General features: G+C 72.8%; 27 protein-coding genes. 9 read left to right on the forward strand and 18 right to left on the reverse strand.

Going from position 1 to position 25,616, the window contains the following annotated elements:
• Positions 1-11 precede the first annotated feature (11 nt).
• On the reverse strand, positions 12-206 hold the full coding sequence (locus JK361_RS04340) for an antitoxin (RefSeq protein WP_201814312.1): 195 nt from the start codon (positions 204-206) through the stop codon (positions 12-14).
• Positions 207-281: 75 nt separating this feature from the next.
• Entirely contained in the window at positions 282-1,289 is a 1,008-nt protein-coding gene (locus tag JK361_RS04345) for an LLM class flavin-dependent oxidoreductase (protein WP_201814313.1), read from the reverse strand.
• Positions 1,290-1,489: 200 nt separating this feature from the next.
• Between JK361_RS04345 and JK361_RS04350 the strand changes: the two genes are divergently transcribed.
• The gene (locus tag JK361_RS04350) at positions 1,490-1,981 is read left to right on the forward strand and encodes a phosphatase domain-containing protein (RefSeq protein ID WP_201814314.1); all 492 of its coding nucleotides are present in this window, start codon (positions 1,490-1,492) and stop codon (positions 1,979-1,981) included.
• Positions 1,982-2,014: 33 nt separating this feature from the next.
• On the opposite strand, the gene JK361_RS04355 is transcribed toward JK361_RS04350, so the two are convergent.
• Complete coding sequence (locus tag JK361_RS04355) at positions 2,015-2,230, reverse strand: dodecin (RefSeq protein ID WP_201814315.1); 216 nt, start codon at positions 2,228-2,230, stop codon at positions 2,015-2,017.
• Positions 2,231-2,441: 211 nt separating this feature from the next.
• Here JK361_RS04355 and JK361_RS04360 point away from each other — a divergent pair, with 211 nt between their 5' ends.
• The gene (locus JK361_RS04360) at positions 2,442-3,698 is read left to right on the forward strand and encodes an extracellular solute-binding protein (RefSeq protein WP_201814316.1); all 1,257 of its coding nucleotides are present in this window, start codon (positions 2,442-2,444) and stop codon (positions 3,696-3,698) included.
• Positions 3,699-3,766: 68 nt separating this feature from the next.
• Here the strand turns inward: JK361_RS04360 and egtD are convergent, their stop codons facing one another.
• Genes egtD through egtA form a run of 4 tightly spaced genes read right to left on the reverse strand, consistent with a single transcriptional unit; the run spans position 3,767 to position 8,188 of the window.
• Positions 3,767-4,729, reverse strand: coding sequence for an L-histidine N(alpha)-methyltransferase (gene egtD, locus JK361_RS04365; protein WP_201814317.1), 963 nt, complete (start codon positions 4,727-4,729; stop codon positions 3,767-3,769).
• Complete coding sequence (egtC, locus tag JK361_RS04370) at positions 4,726-5,505, reverse strand: ergothioneine biosynthesis protein EgtC (RefSeq protein ID WP_201814318.1); 780 nt, start codon at positions 5,503-5,505, stop codon at positions 4,726-4,728. Before egtC ends, egtD begins: the two co-directional genes overlap by 4 nt.
• Positions 5,505-6,842: an ergothioneine biosynthesis protein EgtB gene (gene egtB / locus JK361_RS04375; RefSeq protein ID WP_201814319.1), complete on the reverse strand. Its 1,338-nt coding sequence runs from the start codon at positions 6,840-6,842 to the stop codon at positions 5,505-5,507. Before egtB ends, egtC begins: the two co-directional genes overlap by 1 nt.
• Positions 6,839-8,188 (reverse strand): ergothioneine biosynthesis glutamate--cysteine ligase EgtA, encoded by a 1,350-nt coding sequence (gene egtA, locus JK361_RS04380; protein ID WP_201814320.1) that lies wholly within the window; start codon positions 8,186-8,188, stop codon positions 6,839-6,841. Before egtA ends, egtB begins: the two co-directional genes overlap by 4 nt.
• Before the next feature lie 272 nt (positions 8,189-8,460).
• Between egtA and JK361_RS04385 the strand changes: the two genes are divergently transcribed.
• Positions 8,461-9,348, forward strand: a complete 888-nt coding sequence (locus JK361_RS04385; RefSeq protein ID WP_201814321.1) for a TIGR02452 family protein — start codon at positions 8,461-8,463, stop codon at positions 9,346-9,348.
• Between the two features lie 178 nt (positions 9,349-9,526).
• Here the strand turns inward: JK361_RS04385 and JK361_RS04390 are convergent, their stop codons facing one another.
• Complete coding sequence (locus JK361_RS04390) at positions 9,527-9,973, reverse strand: type II toxin-antitoxin system PemK/MazF family toxin (protein WP_201814322.1); 447 nt, start codon at positions 9,971-9,973, stop codon at positions 9,527-9,529.
• 115 nt (positions 9,974-10,088) lie between these two features.
• Positions 10,089-10,535 carry a cupin domain-containing protein gene (locus JK361_RS04395; RefSeq protein ID WP_201814323.1) on the reverse strand — a complete coding sequence of 149 codons (447 nt, stop codon included), beginning with the start codon at positions 10,533-10,535 and terminating at the stop codon, positions 10,089-10,091.
• Positions 10,536-10,648: 113 nt separating this feature from the next.
• On the opposite strand from JK361_RS04395, the gene JK361_RS04400 reads away from it, so the two are divergent.
• On the forward strand, positions 10,649-11,314 hold the full coding sequence (locus tag JK361_RS04400) for a helix-turn-helix transcriptional regulator (RefSeq protein ID WP_201814324.1): 666 nt from the start codon (positions 10,649-10,651) through the stop codon (positions 11,312-11,314).
• A gap of 347 nt (positions 11,315-11,661) precedes the next feature.
• On the opposite strand, the gene JK361_RS04405 is transcribed toward JK361_RS04400, so the two are convergent.
• The 3 genes from JK361_RS04405 to JK361_RS04415 all read right to left on the reverse strand — a co-directional run bounded on the left by JK361_RS04405 (position 11,662) and on the right by JK361_RS04415 (position 14,125).
• Positions 11,662-11,934 carry a hypothetical protein gene (locus JK361_RS04405; protein WP_201814325.1) on the reverse strand — a complete coding sequence of 91 codons (273 nt, stop codon included), beginning with the start codon at positions 11,932-11,934 and terminating at the stop codon, positions 11,662-11,664.
• 351 nt (positions 11,935-12,285) lie between these two features.
• Positions 12,286-13,773, reverse strand: coding sequence for an SPFH domain-containing protein (locus tag JK361_RS04410; RefSeq protein WP_201814326.1), 1,488 nt, complete (start codon positions 13,771-13,773; stop codon positions 12,286-12,288).
• Positions 13,774-13,906: 133 nt separating this feature from the next.
• Positions 13,907-14,125, reverse strand: coding sequence for an NfeD C-terminal domain-containing protein (locus JK361_RS04415; protein WP_201814327.1), 219 nt, complete (start codon positions 14,123-14,125; stop codon positions 13,907-13,909).
• Positions 14,126-14,308: 183 nt separating this feature from the next.
• Between JK361_RS04415 and fxsA the strand changes: the two genes are divergently transcribed.
• Together fxsA and JK361_RS04425 are read left to right on the forward strand one after the other, a co-directional pair.
• Positions 14,309-14,521 carry an FxSxx-COOH cyclophane-containing RiPP peptide gene (gene fxsA / locus JK361_RS04420; protein ID WP_201814328.1) on the forward strand — a complete coding sequence of 71 codons (213 nt, stop codon included), beginning with the start codon at positions 14,309-14,311 and terminating at the stop codon, positions 14,519-14,521.
• Positions 14,518-15,096 carry a radical SAM protein gene (locus tag JK361_RS04425; protein ID WP_201814329.1) on the forward strand — a complete coding sequence of 193 codons (579 nt, stop codon included), beginning with the start codon at positions 14,518-14,520 and terminating at the stop codon, positions 15,094-15,096. Before fxsA ends, JK361_RS04425 begins: the two co-directional genes overlap by 4 nt.
• A gap of 213 nt (positions 15,097-15,309) precedes the next feature.
• Here JK361_RS04425 and JK361_RS04430 read toward each other — a convergent pair whose 3' ends face one another.
• Complete coding sequence (locus tag JK361_RS04430) at positions 15,310-16,734, reverse strand: amidase (RefSeq protein WP_201814330.1); 1,425 nt, start codon at positions 16,732-16,734, stop codon at positions 15,310-15,312.
• Between the two features lie 294 nt (positions 16,735-17,028).
• On the opposite strand from JK361_RS04430, the gene JK361_RS04435 reads away from it, so the two are divergent.
• Positions 17,029-18,249 (forward strand): cytochrome b family protein, encoded by a 1,221-nt coding sequence (locus JK361_RS04435; RefSeq protein WP_201814331.1) that lies wholly within the window; start codon positions 17,029-17,031, stop codon positions 18,247-18,249.
• Here the strand turns inward: JK361_RS04435 and JK361_RS04440 are convergent.
• The 4 genes from JK361_RS04440 to JK361_RS04455 all read right to left on the reverse strand — a co-directional run bounded on the left by JK361_RS04440 (position 18,233) and on the right by JK361_RS04455 (position 22,974).
• Positions 18,233-20,014 carry an asparagine synthase-related protein gene (locus tag JK361_RS04440; RefSeq protein ID WP_201814332.1) on the reverse strand — a complete coding sequence of 594 codons (1,782 nt, stop codon included), beginning with the start codon at positions 20,012-20,014 and terminating at the stop codon, positions 18,233-18,235. The two genes, JK361_RS04435 and JK361_RS04440, sit on opposite strands and share 17 nt — an antisense overlap.
• 1 nt (position 20,015) lies before the next feature.
• A complete protein-coding gene (locus JK361_RS04445) occupies positions 20,016-20,639 on the reverse strand; it encodes a lasso peptide biosynthesis B2 protein (protein WP_201814333.1) in 624 nt (207 codons plus the stop codon).
• Positions 20,640-20,902: 263 nt separating this feature from the next.
• Positions 20,903-21,973 (reverse strand): alpha/beta hydrolase, encoded by a 1,071-nt coding sequence (locus tag JK361_RS04450; protein WP_201814334.1) that lies wholly within the window; start codon positions 21,971-21,973, stop codon positions 20,903-20,905.
• Positions 21,974-22,410: 437 nt separating this feature from the next.
• Positions 22,411-22,974: an NAD(P)H-dependent oxidoreductase gene (locus JK361_RS04455; protein WP_201814335.1), complete on the reverse strand. Its 564-nt coding sequence runs from the start codon at positions 22,972-22,974 to the stop codon at positions 22,411-22,413.
• 100 nt (positions 22,975-23,074) lie between these two features.
• Between JK361_RS04455 and JK361_RS04460 the strand changes: the two genes are divergently transcribed.
• Together JK361_RS04460 and JK361_RS04465 are read left to right on the forward strand one after the other, a co-directional pair.
• Entirely contained in the window at positions 23,075-23,755 is a 681-nt protein-coding gene (locus JK361_RS04460) for a TetR/AcrR family transcriptional regulator (RefSeq protein WP_201814336.1), read from the forward strand.
• A 163-nt stretch (positions 23,756-23,918) separates the two neighbouring features.
• Positions 23,919-24,932: a LacI family DNA-binding transcriptional regulator gene (locus tag JK361_RS04465; protein ID WP_201814337.1), complete on the forward strand. Its 1,014-nt coding sequence runs from the start codon at positions 23,919-23,921 to the stop codon at positions 24,930-24,932.
• Positions 24,933-25,191: 259 nt separating this feature from the next.
• Here the strand turns inward: JK361_RS04465 and trxA are convergent, their stop codons facing one another.
• On the reverse strand, positions 25,192-25,569 hold the full coding sequence (gene trxA / locus JK361_RS04470) for a thioredoxin (protein ID WP_201814338.1): 378 nt from the start codon (positions 25,567-25,569) through the stop codon (positions 25,192-25,194).
• Between the last annotated feature and the right edge of the window lie 47 nt (positions 25,570-25,616).

Consider the following 25,616-nt stretch of genomic DNA (forward strand, 5'->3'; position numbering starts at 1 on the left):
GCCCCCGGGTCCTACGACTGCGGAGGGTTGCCCCGGTCCTGCCGGGTTCCGAACTCGTCCCTCAGCTTGTCCTGACCGGTGTCGACCTGCGACCGGTACTTGTTCCCGGTGTGCTGGTCGAGGTAGTCACCGCCCTTGTCGATGCCCTTGTCGGCCGCGCCCTCGTGGCCCTTGAGCATGCCCTTGATCTTGTCCATGAAGGACATGGCAGCCCTCCTCGTCGGTTCCAGGCTTGCCTTCCCAGGGTCACCGGCCGGGACGGGGTTCGCATCTTGATCAGCTCACCGGCCCGGGGCGAAGAGCGCGGCGAGCCGCCGGTAGGAGTCCAGCAGGGCCGGGCGGTCGTAGCTGCTGGTGGTGACGAGGACCTCCTCGGCGCCCGTCTCCTTCAGGACGGTCTCCAGCTCGTGGGCGACCTGGTCCCCGGTGCCGGCGAGGTTCCCGGTGAGGCCCGACTCGTAGAAGCCGCGCTCCTTCGCGGTCATCGGGCGGGCCTCGACCGACTCTGCGGGGGCGAGGGGCGGGAAGGTGCCGTGGGTGCGGGAGTACGCCATCGACCAGGCCTCGGGAACCAGCAGGCGCCGCGCCTCGGCCTCGGTGCCGGCGACGGCGATCGTGCCGGAGATCACGACGTACGGCTCGGCCGCCCAGGGCGAGGGCCGGAACAGGGTGCGGTACCGGTCGACGCCGCGCAGCAGCCTCTCGCGGTTGCGCAGGTCACCGATGACCATGGGCAGGCCGGCGCGGGCGGCGATCTCCGCGCCCTCGCCCATGGCCAGCACGAACGGCGGCACCGTCAGCCCCTCCGACGGGCGCGCGTGCACCCCGGTCGGTGAGCTGCCCGTGAACCAGTCCAGCAGCTCGCCGAGCTGCGCCGCGAAGTCCTCGGCGTCGCCCTTGTCCCGGCCGAGGGCCCTGCGCACCCCGTCCGTGAAGCCCACCGAGCGTCCGAGCCCCATGTCGACACGCCCCGGAAACAGTGCCTCCAGAACCCCGAACTGCTCGGCGACGACCAGCGGCCGGTGGTTGGGCAGCATGACCCCGCCGGTGCCGACCCGGATGGTGCGGGTGGCCGAGGCGACCGCGGCGGCGAGCACGGTCGGTGCGGAGCCGGCGACCCCCGGTACGCCGTGGTGCTCGGACACCCAGAACCGGTGGTAGCCGAGCGCCTCGGCCTCCCGGGCCAGCGCGACGGTGTCCCGCAGCGCCTCCGCGGGCGGGTGGCCCTCCCGGGTCCGGGAGCGGTCCAGGACGGAGAACCGGGTTTGGGCGATCACTGTGCTGCTCACGCACGGTTCAACACCCTCACGGGCCGGGCATTCCCGCGGTCCGTCCGGCGGCGCGCGAACGGGGCGCGCCTGCCGGGGGTGTGGGAGCCGCGGTGGCCTGCCGGTGTGGCCGTGGACGTGGCCGAGACGGCGAGGCGGTATGGCCGAGACGGCGAGGCGGTATGGCCGGGGTGGACGGGTGGGCTGGCTAGGGTGGCCGGGTGACCGACAGCAGCCGATCTCCGATCGCCGTGTTCGACCTCGACAACACACTCGCCGACACCGCCCACCGCCAGCACTTCCTGGAGGGCCGGCCGCGGAACTGGGCGGCGTTCTTCGCCGCCGCGCCCCACGACCCGCCGATCGCCGAGGGTGTCACGCTTGCCGTGGAGAGCGCCCGCACGTGCGAGGTCGTCTACCTCACCGGCCGCCCCGAGCGGTGCCGCCGCGACACGCTGGAGTGGCTCGCGGCCCACGGCCTCCCCGAGGGGCGGGTGTACATGCGGAGCAACGCCGACCGCAGGCCGGCCCGGTTCACCAAGCTGGAGATCCTGCGCCGACTCGCCCAGAACCGTGAGGTCCGGATGCTCGTGGACGACGACGAGCTGGTGTGCGACGACGCCGAGCGCGCCGGGTTCACCGTCGTACGGGCCCGCTGGGCCGCGAAGTCGGCCGCACTGGAGGAGGCGCAGGAGCGGGAGGGGCGTACCTGACGCCGAACGGAGGACCGGTGCGGGGCGGCCGGCTCAGTCGCCGTCCTCGATGCGGAAGCCGACCTTCAGACCTACCTGGTAGTGCTCGATCCGGCCGTTCTCGATCTGGCCGCGGACCTGGGTCACCTCGAACCAGTCCAGATTGCGCAGAGTCTGGCCGGCCCGGGCGATGCCGTTGCGGATGGCCTGGTCGACACCCTCGTGCGAGGTGCCGACGATCTCGGTGACCCGGTAGGTGTGGTTCGACATGCGGGTGCTCCTCTCGTCTCACGCCGAACTCCACCGTGCCGTATGAGCGCTCCGTCCGCACGCCGTCACACATCCGTGGCCCGGAGCGCTTGACCTCCGCATTGGTCCATACCAAAATCCCAGGACACCCGTACGAGCCGCGCGCTCGTCCCCCCACGTCGGGCCCCCACCCCCTGTCCCAGCACCTTTGCCAGACAGAACAGGACCCCTCGTGAGACGTCGTCTGCTCGCCCTCATCTGCGTCACCGGCTCCCTCGTCACCGGCTGCGGGATGCTCCCCGGCGACCACGAGCGCAAGACCGTCACCGTGTGGCTGATGAAGGACAGCGCCTCCCGGGAGTTCGTACAGCGCTTCACCGAGGACTTCGAGCGCACCCACGAGGACCTGCGCCTCGACATCCGCGTCCAGCAGTGGACCGGCATCGTGGAGAAGGTCCGCGCCGCGCTCGCGGCGGACTCCGGCGACGGCCCGGACGTCATCGAGGTCGGCAACACCCAGGTTCCGCTGTACGCCGACGGCGGCCGGCTCGTGGACCTCTCCCTGGAGTCCATGCGGGACTGGGACGAGGACAAGTGGCTGCCCGGCCTCGCCCAGCCCGGCAAGGACGGCAACCAGCAGTACGGCATCCCCTGGTACGCGGCCAGCCGCGTCGTCATCTACCGCAAGGACCTGTTCGAGCAGGCCGGTATCAGCCGCCCGCCGAAGACCCGCGACGAATGGCTCGCCGACACGGAGAAGCTGAACTCCGGCGGCAACCAGGGCATTTACCTCGCCGGGCAGGACTGGTACACGCTCTCCGGCTTCATCTGGGACGAGGGCGGTGAACTCGCCGAGGAGGAGGACCACGAGTGGCGGGGCACCCTGGACAGCCCCGCCGCGCTGCGCGGCATGGACTTCTACCGGCGGCTCCAGGCGCTGGGGGAGGGGCCCGTCGACGCCGACGAGGAACACCCGCCCCAGGCCGGGGTGTTCGCCGGCGGCAAGGTCGCGCAGATCATCGCCGTACCCGGGCTCGCTCGTTCGATCCTCCAGAAGAACCCGGGCCTGAAGGACAAGCTCGGCTACTTCCCCGTGCCCGGCCGCACCGCCGGGCGGCCCGGCGCCGTCTTCACCGGCGGCTCCGACCTGGTCATCCCGGAGAACACCGACGACCAGTTCGCCGCGGCCACCGTCGTCGGGGCGCTCGCCGGGGCCAAGTGGGACACCGAGCTGGCCCGCACGATGAACTACGTGCCCAACAAGACCACGCTGGCCGGCGCGGTCGCGGGCGAGGAGGGGGTCGCCGCCATGGCCGCGGGCGCGGCGCACGGCCGGGCGACCCCCAGCACCCCTCAGTGGGCCGACGTCGAGGCCGACAACCCGATCAAGGAGTACATGACCCGGGTGCTGGGCGGTGCGGACCCGGCGGCCGAGGCGCGCCGCGCGTCCCGGAAGATCACCGAGGCGCTCGCCCCGGACGTCGGCTGAGCCGCCGTGCCCGGGTCACCGCGCCACGCTCGACGACGGTGCGGACCGGCCCTGTTCGTGTGCCCAGGTCACCGCGCCACGCTCAACGACAGCGCGAACCGGCCCTGTTCGTCCGTCCACCAGTGGGACAGTTCGAGTCCGGCCGCGGCCAGTTCGGTGGTCACCCCCTCCCGCCGGAACTTGGCCGACACCTCGGTGCGCAGGTCCTCGCCCGCCGCGAAGTCCACGGCGAGGTTCAGCGCGGGCACCTTCACGGTCTGGGCCGTACGGGAGCGCAGCCGCATCTCGATCCACTCCCGCTCGGCGTCCCACACGGCCACGTGGTCGAACGCGTCCGGGTCGAAGTCCGCGCCCAGTTCGCGGTCGACCACGGCCAGCACGTTCTTGTTGAACGCGGCCGTCACCCCGGCCGCGTCGTCGTACGCCCGGACCAGCACCCGCTCGTCCTTGACCAGGTCGGTGCCGAGCAGGAGCCCGTCGCCGGGGGCGAGCAGGGAGCGCACGGAGGCCAGGAACCGGGCACGCTCGGCGGGCAGCAGGTTGCCGAGCGTGCCGCCGAGGAACGCCACCAGCCGGGGCCCGGGCGTGGCGGGCAGGGTCAGCGGGGCGGTGAAGTCGGCGATCAGGGCGTGCACGTCGAGGTCCGGGCGCTCCTCCACGAGGGCCCGTCCGGCCTGGACCAGGGCGCTCTCGCTGACGTCCACCGGGATGTAGGCCTCGAGCGAGCCGAGCGCCTCGATCAGATATCGCGTCTTCTCCGAGGAACCCGAGCCCAGTTCCACCAGCGTGCGGGCGCCGCTGGCGGCGGCGATCTCACCGGACCGGGTGGCGAGGATCTCCCGCTCGGCACGCGTGGGGTAGTACTCGGGCAGCTCGGTGATCTGCTCGAACAGCTCGCTGCCACGGGCGTCGTAGAACCACTTGGGCGGCAGCCACTTGGGTGTGACGGTGAGGCCGTTCAGGACGTCGGCGCGCAGCGCGGCGTCCGTGGCGTCCTCGGGGAGGGTGCGGGTGACGTGGAGGGGGCTCAACGGCAGGGCTCCTTCGGGGGTACGGCCGCCGGATCCTCCAGCGGGTCGAGCAGCACACCGGCGCGGCTCGCGGTCAGCACGGTGCGGTCGGGAACCTCCTGCCAGAGCGGGTCGTCGTCGTACGGTTCGGAGGCGACGACCGTGCTGCGGCCGGGTTCCGTGCGGTACCACAGAGAGTCGCCCCAGGCGGTGGCGGCGATCGTGTCCCCGTCGGTCAGCAGCAGATTGAGGCGGGAGGCGGGCGCCGCCCGCGCCAGCAGGCGCACCGGTTCGGCCAGGGCCTGGTCCAGCGCGTCGCCCTCGCGCAGCCGGTGCAGGACCAGCGCCCAGATGAACGCCGAGTCGTTGCGGGCCTGGAGCGAGAGCAGTTCGACCGGTGGCAGCGCGGACACCAGGGGTGCCGCCGAGTCGGGCCAGCCCGCGATCACACCGTTGTGGCTGAACAGCCACCGCCCGGCCGCGAACGGCGCCGCCGCGGCCTCGGCGTCCGCCCCCGCGAGGGTGGCGTCCCGGACCGCCGCGAGCACGGTGCCCGAGCGCACCACCCGGGCCAGGTCGGCGAAGGACAGGTCGGCCCAGATCGGCCCGGCCCGCCGGTAGCGGGCCGGCGCCGGATCCTCCGGCGCGTACCAGCCGACCCCGAAGCCGTCGGCGTTGACCGTGCCGTACCGCTGCCGGCGCGGCGCCCACGACTGGCGGAACAGACTGTGCGGGGGCTCCACGAGGATCCGGCCCAGCGGTTCCTGCGGCCCCGTGTAGGCGAGGTGACGGCACATCAGACGGCCTCCGAGCGGGCGGTGCGGAACCCGGAGAAGATCTGCCGGCGGATCGGGTAGTCCCAGTTGCGGAACGTCCCCCGGCAGGCCACCTGGTCCACGGCGAACGAGCCGCCGCGCAGCACCTTGTACTCGGAACCGAAGAACACCTCGGAGTACTCCTTGTACGGGAAGGCCCTGAAGCCCGGGTAGGGCAGGAAGTCGCTCGCCGTCCACTCCCACACGTCACCGATCAACTGCCGCACCCCGAGCGGTGACTCGCCCGCCGGGTAGCTGCCGGCCGGGGCGGGACCGAGGTGCCGCTGACCCAGGTTGGCGTGTTCGGGCGCCGGATCGGCGTCACCCCACGGGTAGCGCCGCGAACGGCCGGTGACCGGGTCGAAACGGGCCGCCTTCTCCCACTCCGTCTCGGTGGGCAGCCGCCGCCCGGCCCAGCGGGCGTACGCGTCCGCCTCGTACCAGCACACGTGCAGCACCGGCTCGTCGGGCGGTACCGGCTCCGTGGCGCCGAACCGGCGCCGGAGCCACTGGCCGCCGTCCCGCCGCCAGAACAGCGGGGCGGTGACGGCGTGCTGCCTGATGTGCGCCCAGCCCTCCGGCGCCCACCAGCGCTCGGTGTCGTAGCCGCCGTCCTCGATGAACGCCTGGTACGCCGCGTTCGTCACCGGGGTCGTGTCGATCCAGAACGGCTCCACCTCCCGCGGGTGCGCCGGGCGTTCGTTGTCCAGCGCCCAGGGCTCCTCGGAGGTGCCCATCGTGAACGGCCCGCCGGGGACCAGTACTTCGGGCGGTCCGGTGAACGGCGGGGCGGCCTCCGGGTCCGGGGCGGTCAGGACCCGCGGCCCCTTCCTGAGCTGATGGGTGATCAGCATGGTCTCGTCGTGCTGCTGTTCGTGCTGGGCGATCATCCCGAACGCGAAACCGGACTCGGTCAGCCGGGTGCCGTCGAAGTCCGCCGCCTCCAGCAGGTCCAGCGCCCGGCCGCGCACCTCGGCCGCGTACCGCCGGGCCTCGGCGGGCGCCAGCAGCGGCAGCGAGGGACGCTCGGACCGAGGGTGCTCGAAGGCGTCGTAGAGGCTGTCGATCTCGGGCCGCATCGCCTCCCGGCCGCCGACCGCCCTGAGCAGCCACAGCTCCTCCTGGTTGCCGATGTGGGCGAGGTCCCACACCAGTGGGGACATCAGCGGGGAGTGCTGGGCGGTGAGGTCGGGTTCCTCGACACAGCTGGTCAGCAGCGTGGTGCGGGCACGGGCGGTGGTGAGGGAGGCCAGCGCGCGCTTCCGCAGGGCTTCGGTGTCCGTCTCGGTGGTCGTGGTGTCGGTCTCCGGGGCGGTCATGTGCGGATGTCCTTCCTCCGGCGGGCGGTGGGGTGGCCCCCGGTCGTACCGGGCCGGGACCGGTGCGGATCCGCGGCGGCCGGCCGGTCGAGCAGGTCGTCGGCCGGGCACCGGCCCCGGGCGACGTAGCGGTCCCGGTACGCGGCCACGGCGTCGGTGACCCGCGCGGTGGCGCCGAGCCGGGGCAGCGCCTGGAGGGCCGCCGCGAAGCAGCCGTCGGCGGCCTCGCGCAGCTCCGGGTCGGCGAGTCCGTGCCGGGCCGCGTCGACCCACAGCGGGTTGTGCGGGGCGGGCAGGTTGAGGGCCCGTTCCGCGAGTGGTTTCACGGTCCGGTAGGCGGTCTCGGCGGCCTCGGGGTCGTCGAACAGCGCCGCCGTCACCGCCAGCGGCACGATCCACCCGTCCTCGCCCGGTTGCGCGTCGATCATCCGCAACTCCAGATGGCCGCGCGGCCGGACCGGCGGGAACAGGGTGGTCATGTGGTAGTCGAGGTCCGCCCGGGTGGGCGGCCGGGGCGACCGGGAACGGGTCCACTCCCGGAAGGTGAGTCCCTCGGGCACCTCCCAGGGGCCGCTGTCGCGGCGGACGCACATCACCGGTGCGTCCAGCACGTGCCGGGCCCAGGCCTCCCGCGGTTCACTGTTCAGCGCAGGAGCGCCGGCCCGGCCGGCACCGATCTCCGTCCACATCAGCTGCCGGGTGGACTGCCAGCCCGTGGGCCGCCGGCCCAGCAGCGGCGAGTTGGCGAACGCGGCCACCAGGACCGCGCCCAGCTGGTGCGCCAGCCACCAGCGCCGGACGTGCCCCAGCGGGCCGGGCTCCTCGTCCCCGGCGTCCACGCAGACCTGGACGGAGGCCGAGGCGCACATCATGTGGCGGCCGGCCGGCCCGGTGCGGTCCAGGCAGGTCTCCATGGCGTCGTAGCGCGGCTCGTGCAGGAACCTGCGGGGCATGTGCCAGGGATCGTGTCCGATGCCGGCGAGACGGAGACCGTGCTCGGCCAGGACGGCCCGGACGGCGTCGAGATCGGCGGAGACGGTGTCGACGCACTCCATCAGGGAGGCTGCGGGCGGCGAACTCAGCTCCAGCTGGCCGCCGGGCTCGACGGTGAGCGCCGAACCCAGTCGTACGGCCCGCAACGTGGCGTAGACCGCTTCGAGTCGTTCGGGTGGGACCGGGAGCTGCGGCAGCTCCAGCGAGTGGACGAGCCACTCCAGCTCGACACCGAGCGTGCGGGGCGGTCCGGTCTTGAAGCAGATGCCCCGGACGAGGGCCTCCACCTCGGCCTCGGTGACGGCGGTGTGATGCCTCGTACAGTCACCACCGTCGCTGTGCGTAACGGACATGTCGGGATCCTCCTGAGGTTCCACCATGCCACCGACCCGGCGTGTCCGCCGGGCCGGCGCTCGTCCCACCCAAGACCCTTCCCTGGATTCGCACAAGAGTGCCACCACGGACGTTCCAGATCCGTCACTCCTGTTTCCTCGTGTGTTTCCGGACCGTTCCGGGGACGGGAAACTCCGTTGCACCGCATCATCAGCATCACGCAGGATGCCTGCATGAGCACGACGGGGGAGACCGCGCGGGACGTGGTCGTGGCGCCCACGGGGGTGGCGCCGTGAGCGCGCGCCTGCGCGGTGTCGCCGCTGAGACGGAACGGATCGTGGCCGCGGGCGGGTACCGGGCACCGGACGGCCGGGAGGTGCGGATCGCCGAAGCGGTCGAGGCCGCGCGGGCCGGCACCCGGATGTTCGGGCCCGCACCGGTGCCGGTGCCGCCGGCGTCCGCGGCCGGGGACGGAGCCGGAGCCGGGGACCGCACGGTCTTCGAGGTCACCGGCGAGAGCAGCCTGGAGGCGGCCCGCCGGCTGGCCGACGCCCCCGTCGCCGTCCTGAACTTCGCCTCGGCCCGCAACCCGGGCGGCGGCTATCTCAACGGCGCGCAGGCCCAGGAGGAGGCCCTGTGCCGCGCCTCCGCGCTGCACACCTGCCTGCTGACGGCCCGCGCCTTCTACGACCACCACCGCGCCGACCGCGATCCGTTCTACTCGCACCGGGTGATCCACTCACCGGCCGTCCCCGTCTTCCGTGACGACCGTGGCCGCCTGCTGGCCGAGCCGTACCGCGCGGGCTTCCTGACGGCCGCCGCCCCCAACGCGGGCGTGATACGGCGTACGGCACCGGAGCGGACCGCCGAGGTGCCCGGCGCGCTGGTGGCACGGGCCGAACGCGTACTGGAGACGGCCGCGGCCCACGGCTACCGGCGGCTGGTCCTGGGCGCCTGGGGCTGCGGTGTCTTCCAGAACGACCCGGTGCAGGTCGCGGGCGCCTTCCGGGCGGCGCTGGCGCCGGGCGGCCGGTTCGCGCACTCGTTCGACCACGTGGTCTTCGGGGTGCTGGACCGGACACCGGGGGAGACGGTGCGCCAGGCGTTCGCACGAGCGTTCCCAGAACCCAGAGCGGCCGACCACGCCCAGGTCACGGGGTCCGGTCAGGTCCAGCCGTAGCGTTGGTGCGGGCGGCCGGTCGGCGGGGACCCGACGCGAACCGTTCCGGGCGTCGTACTGGTGCGCGTGCCCGGTCCGGGGAGGCCGGGGCGACCCGCTTCGGACGTCGTGCCGGTGCGGGTGGCTGTCTCGGGTGCCGTGCCGGTGGGGGTGGCCGGGTTCGTGGGGTGCCGTCCGGTCAGGTCCAGCCGTAGCGTTGGTGCAGGCGCTGGCGGACCAGGTTGAACCGCATTCGGTCCAGCGCGCAGGCCTCCCGGCGCATGCCCTGCTCGTGCAGCCGCAGCACGCGGTCCACGTCCACCCACGAGTCCCGGCCCGAACGGTCCCAGGGCCCGCTGCCGATCGCCACCCACTCCCGGTCGCCGTCATGCCGCTTGCTGGAGAGCTGTACGGCCAGGAAGGTGCCGGCCGCCTCCCGGGCCACGACCAGCACCGGACGGTCCTTGCCCCGGCCGTCGTTCTCCTCGAACGGCACCCACGTCCACACGATCTCGCCGGGGTCCGGGTCGCCGTCGTGCGCCGGCGAGTACTCGGTGCGCACCCGGCCGACCTCGCGCGGGTCCGCCTCGGTGGTGGCGTGGGCGCCGCGCCGGCCGGGGACGTTCTCTTCGGTAAACGTGCTCACGGAGGCACCCTAGTCGTCCGGGAACTCGCGTCCGCGGCGGGTGGGTTACTCCGGTGCGATGGCGGGGTGGCCGGCGGTGCGTAGCCGGCACTGGGCGGGGTGTCCGGTCGGTGCGTCACTCCGGTGCGGTGCCGGGCTCTCCGGCCGGTGCGGTGCCGGGGCGGGTGCCGATCCGCATGCCGGGGCGCCGGTTGTGCACGGTCAGGTAGGTCAGACCCGACTCACCGGCGGTGATGCTGCGCGGAGCGCCGTGCGGCAGCCAGACCAGGGCACCCTCGGCGATCGGTTCCGCCGTGTCCGCGGGGCCCTTGCCGAGCACGCCGTCCCCGGCGACGACCAGGACCAGCACGTCGAGCTGTGCCTCGGTGTGGGAGGAGACCCGCCCGCCCGGGCCCAGCCGGACCACGTTCGCGTCGAGTTGCCGCCCGCTCTCGGCCAGCTTCCACAGCACACCGGCCGGTACCGGCGGCGCCTCGGCCAGCGCGCGGGTCTCGCACAGCACGCGCGGCTCCGTCGCCGGGCGGCCGGCCGATCCGGGGTCGGTCGCGGACGGCGAAGTCATCTGATCTTCTCCTCGGCTCCTGCGTCTGCCTGCTCACCTTGCCCACCCCACTTTACAATTAATACAAGTACGATTCGGGAAAAAGAGGCGCAGGTGGAGAGGGGTGTCCGGACGTGACCACGCGGGAGAGCCCGCGCCGCCGGGAGGTACTGGACGTGCTGCGCACGGCGCCGTCGCCGCTCGGGGTCGCGGAGGCGGCCGAGCGGATGGGGCTCCATCCCAACACCGTGCGGTTCCACCTGGACGCCCTGGTGGCCGGCGGGCTGGTGGAGCGCCGCACCGACAAGCCCTCGGGGCCCGGCCGGCCCCGTACCGTCTACACCGCGCGCCCCGGCATGGACCGCGGCGGCTTCCGCGACTACCGGCTGCTCGCCCGCATGCTGCTCGGCAGGTGGGCCGCTGCCGACCCGGCCGAGGCGCGGGCGGAGGCGAGGGAGGCCGGCCGCGCCTGGGGCCGGTTCCTGGTGGACCCGCTTCCGCCGTACGAGCCGCCGACGCCCGAGCGGTCGGCGGCCGGGCTGCTCGCCCTGCTGGACGGACTGGGCTTCGCGCCACGGCCGGAAGGAGACGGCGAGTCCGGGCGGCCGGAACGGATCAGGCTGCGGCACTGCCCCTTCCTCGAACTCGCCGAGGAACAGGGAGGGCTGGTGTGCTCGCTCCATCTGGGCCTGATGCAGGGAGCGTTGGCACAGCTGGGCGCGCCGCTCACGGCCACCGCGCTGGAACCTTTCGCCGAACCGGACTCCTGCGTCGCCCACTTGGCCGACGCCGCCGCCTGAACGCGGCGCTCCTCGTCGCCCAGCCGGCCGCCGTCCGCCGCCGGCTCAACCGGAGGCCGGACCGGGTCCTCGCGGGCGAGGACCTGCCCCGTTCGCGCGGGCACCTGTGGTACGTGGTGCTGGAGGTCCTGAAGACCGGAACCCTGGTCGCCCTGGGAATCGGCCTGTTCGCGGTGTGATCCCTCAGAGCGCGACCCGTCGGCGTCCGCCCCTTTCCTGGTGGACGACGAGCGTGTTCCGGACCACGAACCACGTGCCGCGGGCCCGGATCGCTCCTCGCGATCCGGGCCCGCGGTCCACGTGCTGTGTGGCCGTGCGGCCGGGTGGCCGTTGCGGCCCCGGCATCGTCAGACGGCGGGGTAGCCGCCGCCGTTCCGCACCTCGGACAGCGCCTTCTTGATGGTGACCTTCGCGAAGTAGCCGACACCGAAGAATATGCACTGGACGACGTACCAGAACTTCTCGGCCCCGGTCATCTCGACCAGCCCGTACTCGCTCAGCGCCTTCTTCACCGGGACCTTCTGGAAATAGGCCGCACCGAAGTAGATGCAACCCAGGACGTACCAGAACTTCTCCCAAGAAGTGTTGGTGCCCTGACCGAGGTACTGCCGTTCTGCCATGTCGTGCTCTGCCTTCCGATGACCGTGGGAATCCGGGGAAACGCGCCGACCCGGACCCTTGCGGGCAGCCTCGGACAGCAGTCGCGCACAGGCGCGAACGCCTGGCGGCACACTGCAGCACGAGTTGAGATGGCGTGGGTGATGCGGACTTGTCACGGTGCCAGTCGTCATGACGGCCAGCCGCCCCCGGATGTGCAAGCCGCAGCATAGGGCAAGAGACATTGATCGTCACCTCGGGTCTGCCGGAGCCGGAAGCGCAGCTCGTAGCCGGGTGGGGCGGCACAGCCGTCAGGGCAACGGCCTGGAGCCGGGCGGGACGGAGGGACCGCGGCCGCACCGGACCGATCGCCGTCAGCCCTCCCGGTCCACCGTCACCTTCTGCGGCGGGGGAGCCGCCACTCCGTTGGGCGTGGGAGAAGCGCCGTTCACCGCCTGCCCGTCGTCGCCCATCGTGGCGAGCAGCTTGCGGGCCAGCCCCAGCCCCGTGCCGCCCATGGTGAGCGCCTTGGCGAACAACTCGCCCATGCCGTCGGCGCCGTTGAGGAGCACCATGTTGTCGACGTTGCCGAACGCGGACGCGCCGGCCTGGACGATCTCCGGCCACCTCTCGGCGAGTTGCTGGGCGACGACCGCCTCCTGGTTCTCCGCGAGAGCGGCGGCCCGGGCCTTGATGGCCTCCGCCTCCGCCAGACCCTGGGCCCGCGTCGCCTCCGCCTCCGCCAGGCCCTTCGCCTGAGCGGCCGCGGCCTCGGCCTCACCGGTGGCCCGGGTGGCGGCGGCGGTCGCCGTACCGCGGGTCTTGGTCGCCTCGGCCTCGGCCCCCGCCGCGGTCTTCACCCGGGTCGCCTCGGCGGCCGCCGCCAGCTCCGTCTCCTTGGCCCGGGCCTCGGCCGCCGAGATCCGCGCGTCGCGCTCGGCCTCGGCCAGCGTCCGGGTCTCGTACGCCCTGGCGTCCGCCGGCTTGCGGACGTCCGCCTGGAGCTGCTGCTCACGCCGGTGCGCCTCCAGCTCGGCGACCCGCGTCTCCTGCACGACGACCTCCTGCCGGGCCCCGGCCGCGGCGAGCGGGCCGGCCTGCTGGGCCTTGGCCGCCGCCTTGTCCCGCTCGGCCTGGTAGCCGGCCTGGAGGATCTCGCTGTCCCGGGTGGCCTCCGCCATCCGCGCCATCGACTGCTGCTCGGCCTCGGTGGCCAGCCGGTTCGCCTCCGCCTGCGCGATGCGCGCGTCCCGCTGCACGGCCGCCGCGTGCGGCATCGCCAGGTTCTGGATGTAGCCGGTCGGGTCCTCGATCTCGTGGATCTGGAGCGAGTCCACTATCAGACCGAGCTTCTCCATCTCCGTACCGCAGGCCGCCCGCGTCTGGCCGGTCAGCTTCTCCCGGTCGCGGATCATGTCCTCGACCGTCAACCCGCCCACGATGGACCGCAGATGACCGGCGAAGACGTTGTGGACCCGCTCCGCCATCAGCCTCTGCTGGTCCAGGAAACGGCGGGCCGCGTTCGCGATCGACACGAAGTCGTCGCCCACCTTGAAGATGACCACGCCCCGCACCTTGAGCGGGATGCCCTGGTGTGTCACGCAGTCCACTTGCAGCTCTGTCTCGTTCAGGTCCAGCGAGAGCCTGCGCACCGCCTGGACACCGGGCAGCACCAGCGTGCCGCGCCCGGTGACGATGCGGAAGCCCATGCCCTCCTCGAGACCCTCGGTGCGGTGCTTGGACCCGGAGATGATGAGCGCCTCGTTCGGCTCGGCAACCCGCCACATCATCTTGAACAGACCGATCAGGACGAGAACGGCAACGACGACCGCCCCCGCAACGACGCCGATCATCATCGGCATGCGCCCCCTTTGCATGGTGCCCGTTCGGCACCGAACGAAGGGAGTGTGCGCCTGCCGGAGGCCTGGGTGAAGACGTCGGCGGATCCTTGTCGCAATCTTGACGCACACCGCCCTCACCTGGGACGGAGCATGCTCAACTGTCGTACGCCGCCGTGACGTAGACGGTCCTCGGCGGCAGGTGCTCCACCACCATCACCACCGTCCCGGTCGTGATCTGGGCGGCGCCGTCGGCCGGGTAAGCGAGGAAGTGCTCGGCGCCCCCGCGCACCCGCACGATCACCTCACCGACCAGACCGGGCCCCACCGTCCCCGTCACCCGCCCCATCAGCCCGACCATCGACGCGTCGCCCATGGGGACAGAGTAGGGTCCCGATGGCATGACCTGCACCGTTGAGGCGGCAGCAGCCGGCACGAAGGTGCCTTCCGGAGCCGAACCACCGTACGCATCCGTACGCTGCCGGCCACGCCCGGCTGGATATCCTCGGAACCGATCCAGGAATCACTGGCCGGACCGAAGCGTCAGGGGATGAGGCCGATGCCCAGCAGGGGCGGCGAGTCGGCGGCAGACATGCCGGATCTCACGGGACTGCCCCTGGAACGGATCCTGGAGGGTGCCGACTCCGCGTTGTCCGAGGCCCTGCGCCGCGTGCTGCGCCATGTGGCCGGTGAGGCGGCTCCGGTCGCCGCCTACGATTCCGGGGGCGATCTGTGCGAGGGGCCCGGCCGGGCCGGCAGCTCCGCCTCATGACCCGGCCGCCCGGCTCACCGGCGCCCCTGTGGCCCGGCGACCTCCTCGACGTCGCCGCCCTCCGCGCCGGGCGGCATACCGCCCGCCCCTTCCGCGAGTTCGTGCTGAAGGTGCACAGCCGCTGCAATCTCGCCTGCCGCTACTGCTATGTCTACGAAGGCACCGACCAGCTCTGGCGGACGCAGCCCCGCACCATGTCACGGGAGACGGCCGCACAGGTCTGCCGCCGGGTGGCCGAGCACGCCGAGCGCCACGGGCTGCGCTCCGTCCGCGTCCTTCTGCACGGCGGTGAACCGCTGCTCGCCGGCATCCCCTTCCTCCGGGACCTCGCCCGCACCCTGCGCGCCCGGCTGCCCGCCACCACCGCTGCCGAAGTACTCATCCAGACCAACGGCGTTCTCGTGGACGACGACACACTGCGCCTGTGTCACGAGGAGGACATCGCCCTCGCGGTCAGCCTGGACGGTCCGGCGGCCGTCCACGACCGGGTCCGCCGGGACCACGCGGGCCGCGGCAGCCACGCCGGCGTCGCGGCAGCCCTGCGACGGCTGCAACGCCCGTCCTGCACGACATGAGCACATGTCAGCACCCGCTCCCCCTCGACCAGGACACCCGATCCCGCCGGTGTGCCGTCCGCGGTCAGGATACGTATGCGCCAAGAGTCCTCGATCGGCTCCGCCACCCCGTGCCCCGTTCGCTCCGTCTCTCATGATGTTGGCAGAGAACCGCTGCCGCGGACAGCGGGCGGCGTGGATCGGTGGCTGCGCCTGCTCGTGGGTGCCGGGGCCTCAGCCGGCCTTCGTCGGTTCCGCCCGGCGCTGCGGCGGCCACTGCTCGTGCCAGCGCAGTTCCGCCTCCAGCTGCGCGGCCAGCGACACCAGGAGCGGCTCGCTGTCGGCCGGGCCGAGCAGCTGGGCGCCCACGGGCAGTCCGGGTCCGGCGAACCCGGCGGGCACGTTCACCCCCGGCCAGCCCAGTACGTTCCACGGCCAGGCGTACGGGCAGGCGGCGATGATGGCACGGTCCGTGGCCAGCCCGCCCAGCTCGGCGAAGGCGCCGATCCGGGGCGGGGGCAGGGCCGTCGTCGGGGCGAGGATCACGTCGTACGACCGGAAGAACGCGCCGATCCGCCGGTGCAGCACCGCCTCGGCGCGCCGGGCCGCCCGCAGCGGGGCCCCGCCCAGCAGCCGGCCGAGCCGGGCCGCCTCCCGGGTGCGCGGGTCGAGCAGCGCGGGGTCGGGGACCTCGCGGGCCCGTTCGGCGATCCCGGCGGTGGCCCGGGGCACGAAGGTCAGCCCGATCTGCCCGTACGGCGGATCGGCCTCCTCCACGACGTGCCCCAGCTCCGTGAGCCGGTCGGCGAGTTCGACGACCCTGGCGCGGATCTCCGGGTCCAGCCGGGCGGGCACGGCGGTGAACGGCGGCTTCAGGGACAGCGCGATGCGCAGCCGGCCCGGGTCGCGGCCGACCGCGTCCGCCACCTTCAGCACCGGTGGCCGGTGCGGGTCCCGGTCGTGGTTGCCGCTCGCCGCGTCCAGCAGCAGGGCCGCGTCGGCGACCGTACGGGCGAGGGTGCCGTTGACCGTGATGCCTTGGAAGGACTCGCCCCACGGCCAGGTCGAGATCCGGCCGCGCTGCGGCTTGATGCCGATCAGATGGGTCCAGGAGGCCGGGATGCGCACCGAACCGGCGCCGTCGGAGCCGAGCGCGGCCGGGACCAGTCCGGCGGCGACGGCGGCCGCCGAACCGCCGGAGGACCCGCCGGGCGTGTGCCCCGTGTCCCAGGGGTTGCGGGTCGCGCCGAACGCCGGCCCCTCGGTGAACGGCCACTGCCCCAGCTCGCAGGTGTTGGTCTTGCCGACGACGACCGCGCCGGCCGCGCGCAGCCGGCGTACCGCCTCGCCGTCCGCGGCCACCGGCGGGAAGTCCCCCGGACAGCCGAACGCCGTCGGCTCGCCCGCCACGTCCATGTCGTCCTTGACCGCCACCGGCACCCCGAGCAGCGGGCGCCGCTCACCGGCGGCCAACTCCCTGTCGGCGGCGTCGGCTTCGGCGAGGGCCGCCTCGGCACGGACGATCCGGAAGGCGTTCAGGGTCGGCTGTGCGGCCTCGATCCGGGCCAGGGTCCGCTCCACCAGCGCGCGCGAACTCACCTCCCCGTCGGCGAGGGCGCGTCGGGTCTCGGCGAGGCCTGCGGCACGGTCGGGCGTCATGGCGGGGTACCTCCGGAGGCTCCGGGCACGATGTCTACTGAACGGTAACGTCAGATGGGTTCCGTCGATACGGATTTCGCGCAGGCCGGGTGGGCCGACCGGCGGAACACGGATAGTGATCGCGTGGACTGCATCGGAGCATGGACCTGGGACTCCGATGCGTCGCCAGGAGGTGATCATGTGAAGACATCCCCAGGTCCCGAGCCGGGGCCCGAGCCCGGTCCTGAGCCGGGGCCCGGCTCCGGCTCGCACGTGATGGTTCGAGGGCACCTGCCGAAATCCAGGTGCTCGCGCGTGGAGATGGCAGGGGTCGTACTGGTCCTGCTCCTGACGGCGTTACCGGTGGGCTGGTGCGGCTTCCAGGACTTCAGCGAGGCTCTGACCTTCCCGGGGTGCGTCACCGGGGCGTTCATGATGGTGGCGGCCCTCATCATGCTCGTGGGTGTCGCCGCGGTCGTGGACTGCTGGCTCCGGGGGCCGATCTCCAACGTCGGAGTCATCGCGCTGATCGGCACCGCCGTGGCGTTGCTGACGAACGTCGTCCTCCTGTTCCAGACGTGGAAGAACGGGGAGAAACTCCGCTATCCGGTGCTTATCGGCTTGCTCGTGCTGGGCTCGCTCTGGGCCGTCGTCTCGGTGTGGCGGAGGCTGGAAGAGGTCCCCACTCCGAAGCGGGTGGGCCTGGCACTGATTCTGCCCGCGATTCTGGCGGCCGCCAATTTCAGCTACCAGTACCTCTACCAGCCGTCCCGGCGCGAGGCCGCACCCCTCGTGCAGTTGAGCGTGGGCAAGGCGATGCTCAGCGAGGACCGCAAGGCGTTCTCCGTGCCGGTCGACATCAAGGTCGTGAACCGCAGCGATGTCAGCTTCTACGTCCTGGGTGCCGAGTTCCATGCCATGGGCGACAACGTGGAGGTTCGCCGGGAGGACGTGCCCACTGTGAAATGGCGGGACGAAGCCGAGAAATGGGCCGGTGTGCGGGAGAAGCACCCGCTCTCCCGCCGGGAGGTCTACCAGCCCGGCCAGTTGGTGGCCGCGCAGCAGTGGATTCCCGCCGGGAACTGGGTCGAGGCGAACGACGAGTCGGTCACGCGATCCGTGGTTCAGCTCGCCATCGACACGCCGTACGACAAGCTGGCGTTCTACGCCACCCTGAACCTGGCGCGCAAAGACCGGCTCGTCGTGGGAGGTTTCGGCAAACCTTCCTACTCCTGGAAGGGCTTCAAGGTGCCCAAGTGGGTAGGGAAGCACGGGAGCGACGTCATCGTCCAATCGGCCGAGGTGCAGGAGAACAGCACGATCGACCGCCGTACGAGGAAGTCGCGCCGCGTCACCACCTATTGGCGTTTCAACCCGCATGGCGTAGACGTGTCGGCGGCCATCGCGCCGCTGGGTGAGGAGGAGCGCACACCCTCCGAACGGACGAACCGCGACGTGCGGAACCGCTACGGGCTGCTCGACGTCCCGGCGGGCCCCGTGGAACAGCCGCTGGGTGAGATCAAGAGCCGGCGCTGACCAGCCCCTCCAGCCACATCACCAGGGCGAGGGAGCTGTTCACGCGGTCCCAGGAGTACGCGTCCCCCATGCCGAGCCGAGCCTCCCGCACGGCGCGGCACAGCGTCTCGACGTCGAACATCTCCTCGACGAGCGGATGCCTCGCGGAGCGGCACAGGTCGACGAGTTCGTCGCCGTGTGCCCGCAGGCCACGGGCGTACAACTCGTTGAAGGGGATCTTGACCGCTCGGTCGTGGATACGGGCCGGCAGCAGATCCGCCATCGCCTCGCGCAGCACCGCCTTCGGACGTCCCGGACAGAACGTCGCCTCGGCGGGAAGGTGTCGCATCAGGGCGATGACCTCCCTGTCCAGGAAGGGGTGCGAGAGGAAGTACCCGTCCTGCCGTGCGCGGTGCCAGGACAGCGGGTCGGGCGCGGCGAGGTAGTTGGCCGCGTCGTAGAGCGACTGTTCCGGCGCTCGTCCGAAGACGAACCGGGTCTCCGCGACGCCGGCCGCACGGTAGCCGTGCGCCCGCGCGAATCCGGACCGCAGCCAGGGGGGACGGCCGAAGACGCCGAGACCGCCGAGCACCGATCCGCGGCGGGCGAGCATGCCGATCCGTTCGGCCGCCAGGGGAAGAGCCGGCCGCATGACGTAGGCCTGGACGATCTCCCGCACGCCCCGCTCGCTGCCCTGGGCCCAGGCGTGCGCCTGCCGTGACAGCTGCCGGAGCCGTCCCGTGCGGGCCAGCCGGTGCAGGTGGAATGGGTTGGCGTCCACGACCGGATCGGCCCCGCATCCGGTCAGGAGCGTGTCGCAGCCCAGTTCCGCCGCAGCGGCATGAAGTCTGCTCCAGAACGGGGCCCGGAAGGCGTGCGCGTGCGGTTCGTCGGAGCTTCCGGCATGGTGCCGGAAGTCGTCGAAGTCGGCCACGTCGCCGGCGTCGACGATCACCGGGCGGGCCGCCGGTGCGTGCCGGCGGATCTCCTCCACCGCCTCGTCCAGGTACGGCCGCTCCCCGGCCAGCTCCCCGCCGCCGAAGCACCCGGAGAGCAGGACGAGATCCCCGGGGCCGCCGCCCTCCGCGGCCAGGACCCGTGCGGCGAGCAACGCGACGCTGGTGGAGTCCGTGCCGCCGGAGACGTGACAGGCCGTCATCGTGCCCAACCGGCGGGCGACGGCGTCTTCGAGCGCCCGGCGCAAGTCCTTCGCCGCCGCGCCCGGGAGGCGCCCGCCCGACGCCGGCGGCGAGGGCTCGCGGACGGCGGGGACGCGCGGCGGAACGCGACCGCTCAGCCGACCGGTCCGGGACAGCTCCACCACCTCACCGCCCAGGATCCGGTGTACGCCGGTGAACGGGGTGAGTTCCGTGTGCTGCTGCGCCATGTTCCCGGTCAGGTAGCGGCAGAAGTAGCGCCGCTCCAGCTCCGCGCCGTCGCCGAGACGACGTGCCGAGGTGCTCACCGCGGTCACCCGGCCGTCGGACTCCCGGTAGAACAGGGGGATGCGCGCGGACTCGTCCCGCATCAGCAGAATGCGGTCGCGGTAGGCGAGGACGGCCGCGTAATCGCCACTCGGCGGACGCGGTACGGTCCCCGGTCGGGCGAAGGCGTCGAGGAGGCGGTGCGCACCCGCGACGCGGTCCCGGAACGAGCCGACCCAGCCGACGACCGTCGCGGTGCCGGCCCCGGAGGAGACCGTCGTCACCAGACCCCGGCCCGCCATGTCCTTTGCCACCCTGAGTTCCGGCGCGCCCCCGGCCCACCCGAGGCGGACCGCTTCCATGTCACCGCCCTCCGCGGTCGATGGAGAGAATCGGCGCGAACGTGTGCCCGCGCGGCTCGGCGTCGGGGATGCACAGACCCGCCGCGGACGTCCAGGCGTGCAGGGCGAACGGATGCTCGCGCACGCCGACGTGCAGCGCGGCCTGGAGGCCGGACCGACGCAGCAGGACGAAGGCCGTCACGGCCTCGGCCTTGCAGTCGTCGTCGACGAACCAGCTGGTGCGGCCGTGCGACTGCACCGCCCGCTTGAGCCGCGCCACGACCTCGGTCTCGGGAGGCTCCGCACGGGCGTAGTCCGGGGCCGCCAGGGGGAGGAGCCGCAGGACGCGTCCGAACCCCACGGTCCGGATCATCAGGTGCACTCCGCGGAGCCACCGTCCGATCTCGACGTCCGCGTACTCCCCCCGGCGGACCGCCGCGCACCCGGCACGGGCGAGGGCCGCGACGAGTTCCGCGCGCTCCTCGGCGGTCCCGTCGGCGAACTTCCTGACGTCCGCCGTCGTCATGCCGAGGAAGCGGGGCCGCCGCCAGTCCGCGATCAGGGCTCCGTCGGACAGCTGGACTACGCGGCAGTACGGCGACAGGATCCGCCGCACCGCAACCAGGGCCTCGGTGTCGTCTGCCACCGCGCATCCTCCCGTACGACCGGTGGGCGGTGTCAGGACTGGTACCCGTGTCCGTCGTACATGCCGCCGCTGAAGCCGCGGATCAGACGGCCATTGCCGAGAAGGAGAAGCCTCCGCGGCGCACGACGCCGGCGCAGTAGTCGGAGAAACATCGCCTACCTCCAGAGATGAGGACGCAACGGTCGATTCCAGGCTACTCTGCGCCGAAATGCCCGCAAATCGGGGATTCCGCCCCGCTGGCCCGCCGCAGGACACACGGCTGATCAGTGGTCAGATGGCGTGGATACCGGGGCATTTGTGTTCAAGGAGGCGTCAAGAGGTCGGCGCACTGCGGGCGTCGAGGTGTCCTGTCGGCACAACAGCCTTCTCAGCCAGTCCAGATGGGACGCACGGGCCGTCCGGGACAGGGCCGCGTGCGGTACGAAGCCGTCGAAGCCGTGGAATCCGCCGGGCCAGACGTGCAGTTCGGCCACGCCGCCGCACCGCCAGATGCGGGAGGCGTAGTCCACGACCTCGTCGCGGAACGTCTCGGCGGAGCCGACGTCGAGGAAGGCGGGAGGCAGGCCGGACAGGTCGGTCGCGCGGGCGGGAGCGGCGTAGGGGGAGACGTCGGGGCCGCCCCGGCGGTCGCCGAGCAGAGCCGTCCAGCCGGTCTCGTTGGCGGTGCGGTCCCAGGCACCGACACCCGCCATCTGGTGGGCGGAGACGGTGTCGTTGCGGTCGTCGAGCATCGGGTACATCAGGAGCTGGCCGATGACCGGCGGTCCCTGGCGGTCCCGCAGGAGGAGGGCGAGCGCCGCGGTCAGGCCGCCGCCGGCGCTGGCGCCCGCGATGACGATCCGGTCCGGGTCGCCACCGATCTCCTCGGCATGGCCCGCCGTCCAGAGAAGACCGGCGTACACGTCGTCGACCGGCGCCGGGTGCGGGTGTTCGGGCGCGAGGCGGTACTCCACCGACACCACCACCGCGCCCAGCTCGCGCGCCCAGGCCAGCGGGCCGTCCACGCCGGCCCGGTTGTTGCCGTGGAACATGCCGCCGCCGTGCGTGTGGTAGATCACCGGCAGCGGGACGGCGGGGTCGGTGAAGGTGGGGCGGCAGATGAGGAGCGAGACGTCCGGGGCGCCCTCCGGGCCCGGTACCGTGCGGTCCTCCACCTCGAAGGCGCCGCCCATCGTGAGGTCGAGCAGTTCGAGCAGTTCGAGGCACGCGCCCTGCCGGACGGCGGGTATCTCCTCCGCGGTGAGGCCGGGCCTGAGCACCTCCCCGGCCGGCTCCAGCACTGCGGCGAGTTCCGGATCGAACGGGGGCGGTGGCGGGGGCGGGACCGGGGGCATGGCTCCTCCTGACCTGACTCGTCCGGCTGATCTGGCTCATCCGGCGGCGTGTAACGCGTACCCCGACGCTCATGACCCGTGTCGCTCGTTCGAGTCGTGAGCGCCCGGCGCGCGGCTGCCGTATGTGCGGCCACCACCGCGTACCCCGTCGGCGGCCGGAGACGACAGACGGCGGAGCCGCCGGCCGGTCCCGGTGTGAGCCGGGCCCAGGGGGAGTCGGAGCCGGGTGAAGCCGGGGTCACGTGAAGGCGGGGTCGGGTGATGCCGGGGCCGGGCGTACGGAAGGGGCTGGGGTCGGGAGAAGCCGGGGTCGGGAGGAGCCGGGGTCGGGAGGAGCCGGGTCGGGTGAAGCCGGGGCTGGGCGTACGGAGGGCCGGGCCGGGCGTACGGAAGGGGCCGGAGCCTGCCGGCTCCGGCCCCTTCCTTGCGCGTACGGATCAGGCGGCCGTGGTCTCGCCCACGTTGCCGTGCAGACGGGCCACGACCTCGGTCAGCTGCGCGGCGACCTCGGCGTCGTCGACCGGGTGGGTGTCGGCGAAGCGGGTCACGGAGCCGGGGATGGACAGCTTGATGTCCTCGATCACCTTGCCGCCGGCGATGCCCACGGCCTTGCGGGCGTCGTCCTGGGCCCACACGCCGCCGTACTGGCCGAAGGCGGTGCCGATCACGGCGACGGGCTTGCCGGTGAAGGCGCCGGCGCCGTACGGGCGGGACAGCCAGTCGATGGCGTTCTTCAGCACGGCCGGGATCGTACCGTTGTACTCGGGGGAGAAGAGGAGGAAGGCGTCGGCGGCGCGGGCGGCCTCGCGCAGCGCCACCGCGGCGGCCGGGACGCTGCCTTCCACGTCGATGTCCTCGTTGTAGAACGGGACGTCGGCCAGGCCCTCGAACAGCTCGACCTCGGCGCCCTCCGGGGCGAGCTTCACGGCGGCCTCGGCGAGCTGGCGGTTGTGCGAACCGGCGCGAAGGCTGCCGACGAGCGCCAGGATGCGAACAGACATGGGTGACTCCAAGGGGCTGAAACTCACTGTCACGATCCGGACCGAGGTCCGCTTTAGGTTTGTATCACTACAAGCGGACCGCGGTCCACTTCTATTCCCCATGCTTTACGCTGTGTTCATGTCCAGCGCTCTGCCGCCCTTCCCGAAGCCTGAAGAGCCTCTAGACACGCCCCGGCTGCTGGAGGTCGGGACGGCTGCCGAGGAGCCGTGCCTGCGGGCCGACGCGGCGCGGAACCGGGCACGGCTGCTGGAGGCCGCGGCCCGGCTGATCGCGGAGCACGGGGTGGCCGGGGTCACGATGGAGGCGGTGGCCGCCGCGGCCGAGGTGGGCAAGGGCACCGTCTTCCGCCGCTTCGGGGACCGCACCGGGCTGCTGACGGCCCTGCTCGACCACTCGGCCCGGCAGCTCCAGGCCGACTTCATGGGCGGGCCCCCGCCGCTGGGCCCCGGTTCGCCGCCCCTGGAGCGGCTGCGGGCGTTCGGTGTGGCGGTGCTGTACCGCTCGGCCGAGCAGCTGGATCTCCAGCTGGCCGCCCAGCCGGAGCCGACCCGCCGGTTCTCCCACCCCGCGGTCGGGTCGCTGCGCGCGCACGTCACGATGCTGCTGCGGCAGATCGTGCCCGACGGCGACTGCGACCTGCTGGCCCACACGCTGCTGGCCTCGCTGGACCCGGCGCTGATCCACCACCTGACCAGGCAGTGCGGGATGCCCATGGAGCGGCTGGAGGCGGGCTGGCTCGACCTGGTCGCCCGGCTGACGGGTACGGAGCCGCAGCGGTGAGGCGCAGCCTCCGCAGGTACCCGGGCGAGCGCGAGGTGTGGAAGGTTCGAGCAGCCCACCGGTGCCAAGGGACGGAACGTCCCGACGCACGGGGACGCTCCCGGTTCGTCGAACCCTGAACCAGGGCGCCCCGCCCGCCGAGGGACCCCGGTCCTCTGCCAAGATGCGGTCTGTCATGGTGCAGATACCGAACACGCCCACGAGTGCCGATGTGGCCCGCCTGGCGGGGGTCTCGCGCGCGACCGTCTCCTACGTCCTCAACAACACGAGCGCGGTACGGATCAGCGAAGCGACACGCCGGCGCGTGCGCGAGGCCGCCCAGGAACTGGGATACGTCCCGCACGCCGCCGCCCGCAGCCTGCGCGCCGGACACAGCCGCCTGGTCCTGATGCCCGCCCCGGCCATCCCGGTGGGCCACCTCTACGGCAGGTTCCTCAACGAACTCCAGTGGGCCCTCGGCCGTCTCGACTACACCGTCGTCCAGTACGGCAGCGTGGGCCTGCAAGGCGACGAGGCAGCCCGCGCCTGGGCAGAGCTGCGGCCCGTGGCCGTGCTGGTGCCCGGCGCGGGCCTAGGCCCCGAGGGCGTCGCCGTCCTCAAGCGCTCCGGCGCCCGGGCCGTGGTCACCGTCGGCCCCGGCCGCGTCGAGGGAGCGCACGCCCTGCTGATGGACCACGACGCCGTCGGCCACTGCGCGGGCGCCCACCTGTACGCCCGGGGCCGCCGCCGGATCGGTGTCGTCATGCCGCAGGAGCCCGGGCTCGACGACTACGCACTGCCCCGGCTGGCCGGCGTGCGCGAGGCGCTGCGCGGCACGGACGCCACCGTGACGGAGCTGCCGCTCGCCTACACCGAGGATTCCGCCGCCGAACTGGCCTCCCGCTGGCCGGGCTCGGGCCCGGACGGGGTGTTCGCCTACAACGACGAGTACGCGATGCTGCTGATGCGCGCCCTTCAGGACGAGGGCGTACGGGTTCCGGAGGACGTCGCCCTGATCGGCGCCGACGACCTGATGCTCGGCCGGCTGCTGCGGCCCCGGCTCAGCACGGTGCGCATCGAGCTGCCGTCGGGCCGCGACCTCGCCGAACTGGTCGACCGCGCGGTACGCGACCCCGGCGGTGAGCCCGAGGTGCACGCCGTGCTGGCGGCCTCGGTGGTGCGGCGCGAATCCAGCTGAACCGGCCCCGCGCCCGTCGCCTCCCGAAACCCCGCACGGCACCACCGTCTCCGGCCCGGCACGTCACCCTTGACCTGGGCTTCAAGGGCCACGGCGTGACCGGCAGCGTGCGTCACCGCCGTGCCCGGCAGGCGTGGGCGCCACCGCCGTGCCCGGCGGCCGTACGGGTCACCGCCCCGGCCCGCCGTACGGGTCACCACCGTGCCCCGCCGCCGTGCGCGTCACCGTCCCGGCCCGCCGTACGGTTCACCGCCGCGCGTCACTGCTGGGTCTGGCCCTCCTGGGCGGCGATGCTCTTGCGCACCTCGTCCATGTCGAGCTTGCGGGCCTGCCCGATGAGGTCCTGGAGGACCGGCGCGGGCAGGGCGCCCGGCTGGGAGTAGACCGCGACCTGGTCCCGGACGATCATCAGCGTCGGGATCGACGAGATGCCGAAGGCCGCGGCCAGCTCCGGCTGCGCCTCCGTGTCCACCTTGCCGAACATCAGGTCCGGGTTCTCCTCGGCGGCCTTCTCGTACACCGGGGCGAACTGCTTGCACGGACCGCACCAGGACGCCCAGAAGTCGATGAGGACGAACTCGTTCTCGGAGACCAACTGGTCGAAGTTGTCCTTGGTCAGCTCCACGGTGCTGCTCATGGCGTGATTCCCTCTTCCTGGTGTGGGGTGTGCCGACGGCGGAAACA

The organism is Streptomyces musisoli, from assembly GCF_016741855.1.
Classification (GTDB): Bacteria; Actinomycetota; Actinomycetes; order Streptomycetales; family Streptomycetaceae; genus Streptomyces; species Streptomyces musisoli.

Bases quoted from the DNA above. Each gene is read 5' to 3' on its own strand.
- egtA (WP_201814320.1), bottom strand. From the start codon at position 8,188: ATGTCCGTTACGCACAGCGACGGTGGTGACTGTACGAGGCATCACACC.
- JK361_RS04395 (WP_201814323.1), bottom strand. From the start codon at position 10,535: ATGACTTCGCCGTCCGCGACCGACCCCGGATCGGCCGGCCGCCCGGCG.
- JK361_RS04430 (WP_201814330.1), bottom strand. From the start codon at position 16,734: ATGACGCCCGACCGTGCCGCAGGCCTCGCCGAGACCCGACGCGCCCTC.
- JK361_RS04460 (WP_201814336.1), top strand. From the start codon at position 23,075: ATGCTTTACGCTGTGTTCATGTCCAGCGCTCTGCCGCCCTTCCCGAAG.
- JK361_RS04410 (WP_201814326.1), bottom strand. From the start codon at position 13,773: ATGCCGATGATGATCGGCGTCGTTGCGGGGGCGGTCGTCGTTGCCGTT.
- JK361_RS04455 (WP_201814335.1), bottom strand. From the start codon at position 22,974: ATGTCTGTTCGCATCCTGGCGCTCGTCGGCAGCCTTCGCGCCGGTTCG.
- JK361_RS04440 (WP_201814332.1), bottom strand. From the start codon at position 20,014: ATGGAAGCGGTCCGCCTCGGGTGGGCCGGGGGCGCGCCGGAACTCAGG.
- egtC (WP_201814318.1), bottom strand. From the start codon at position 5,505: ATGTGCCGTCACCTCGCCTACACGGGGCCGCAGGAACCGCTGGGCCGG.
- trxA (WP_201814338.1), bottom strand. From the start codon at position 25,569: ATGAGCAGCACCGTGGAGCTGACCAAGGACAACTTCGACCAGTTGGTC.
- fxsA (WP_201814328.1), top strand. From the start codon at position 14,309: ATGCCCAGCAGGGGCGGCGAGTCGGCGGCAGACATGCCGGATCTCACG.
- JK361_RS04405 (WP_201814325.1), bottom strand. From the start codon at position 11,934: ATGGCAGAACGGCAGTACCTCGGTCAGGGCACCAACACTTCTTGGGAG.
- JK361_RS04355 (WP_201814315.1), bottom strand. From the start codon at position 2,230: ATGTCGAACCACACCTACCGGGTCACCGAGATCGTCGGCACCTCGCAC.
- JK361_RS04340 (WP_201814312.1), bottom strand. From the start codon at position 206: ATGTCCTTCATGGACAAGATCAAGGGCATGCTCAAGGGCCACGAGGGC.
- egtB (WP_201814319.1), bottom strand. From the start codon at position 6,842: ATGACCGCCCCGGAGACCGACACCACGACCACCGAGACGGACACCGAA.
- JK361_RS04465 (WP_201814337.1), top strand. From the start codon at position 23,919: ATGCGGTCTGTCATGGTGCAGATACCGAACACGCCCACGAGTGCCGAT.
- JK361_RS04450 (WP_201814334.1), bottom strand. From the start codon at position 21,973: ATGCCCCCGGTCCCGCCCCCGCCACCGCCCCCGTTCGATCCGGAACTC.
- JK361_RS04415 (WP_201814327.1), bottom strand. From the start codon at position 14,125: ATGGGCGACGCGTCGATGGTCGGGCTGATGGGGCGGGTGACGGGGACG.
- JK361_RS04425 (WP_201814329.1), top strand. From the start codon at position 14,518: ATGACCCGGCCGCCCGGCTCACCGGCGCCCCTGTGGCCCGGCGACCTC.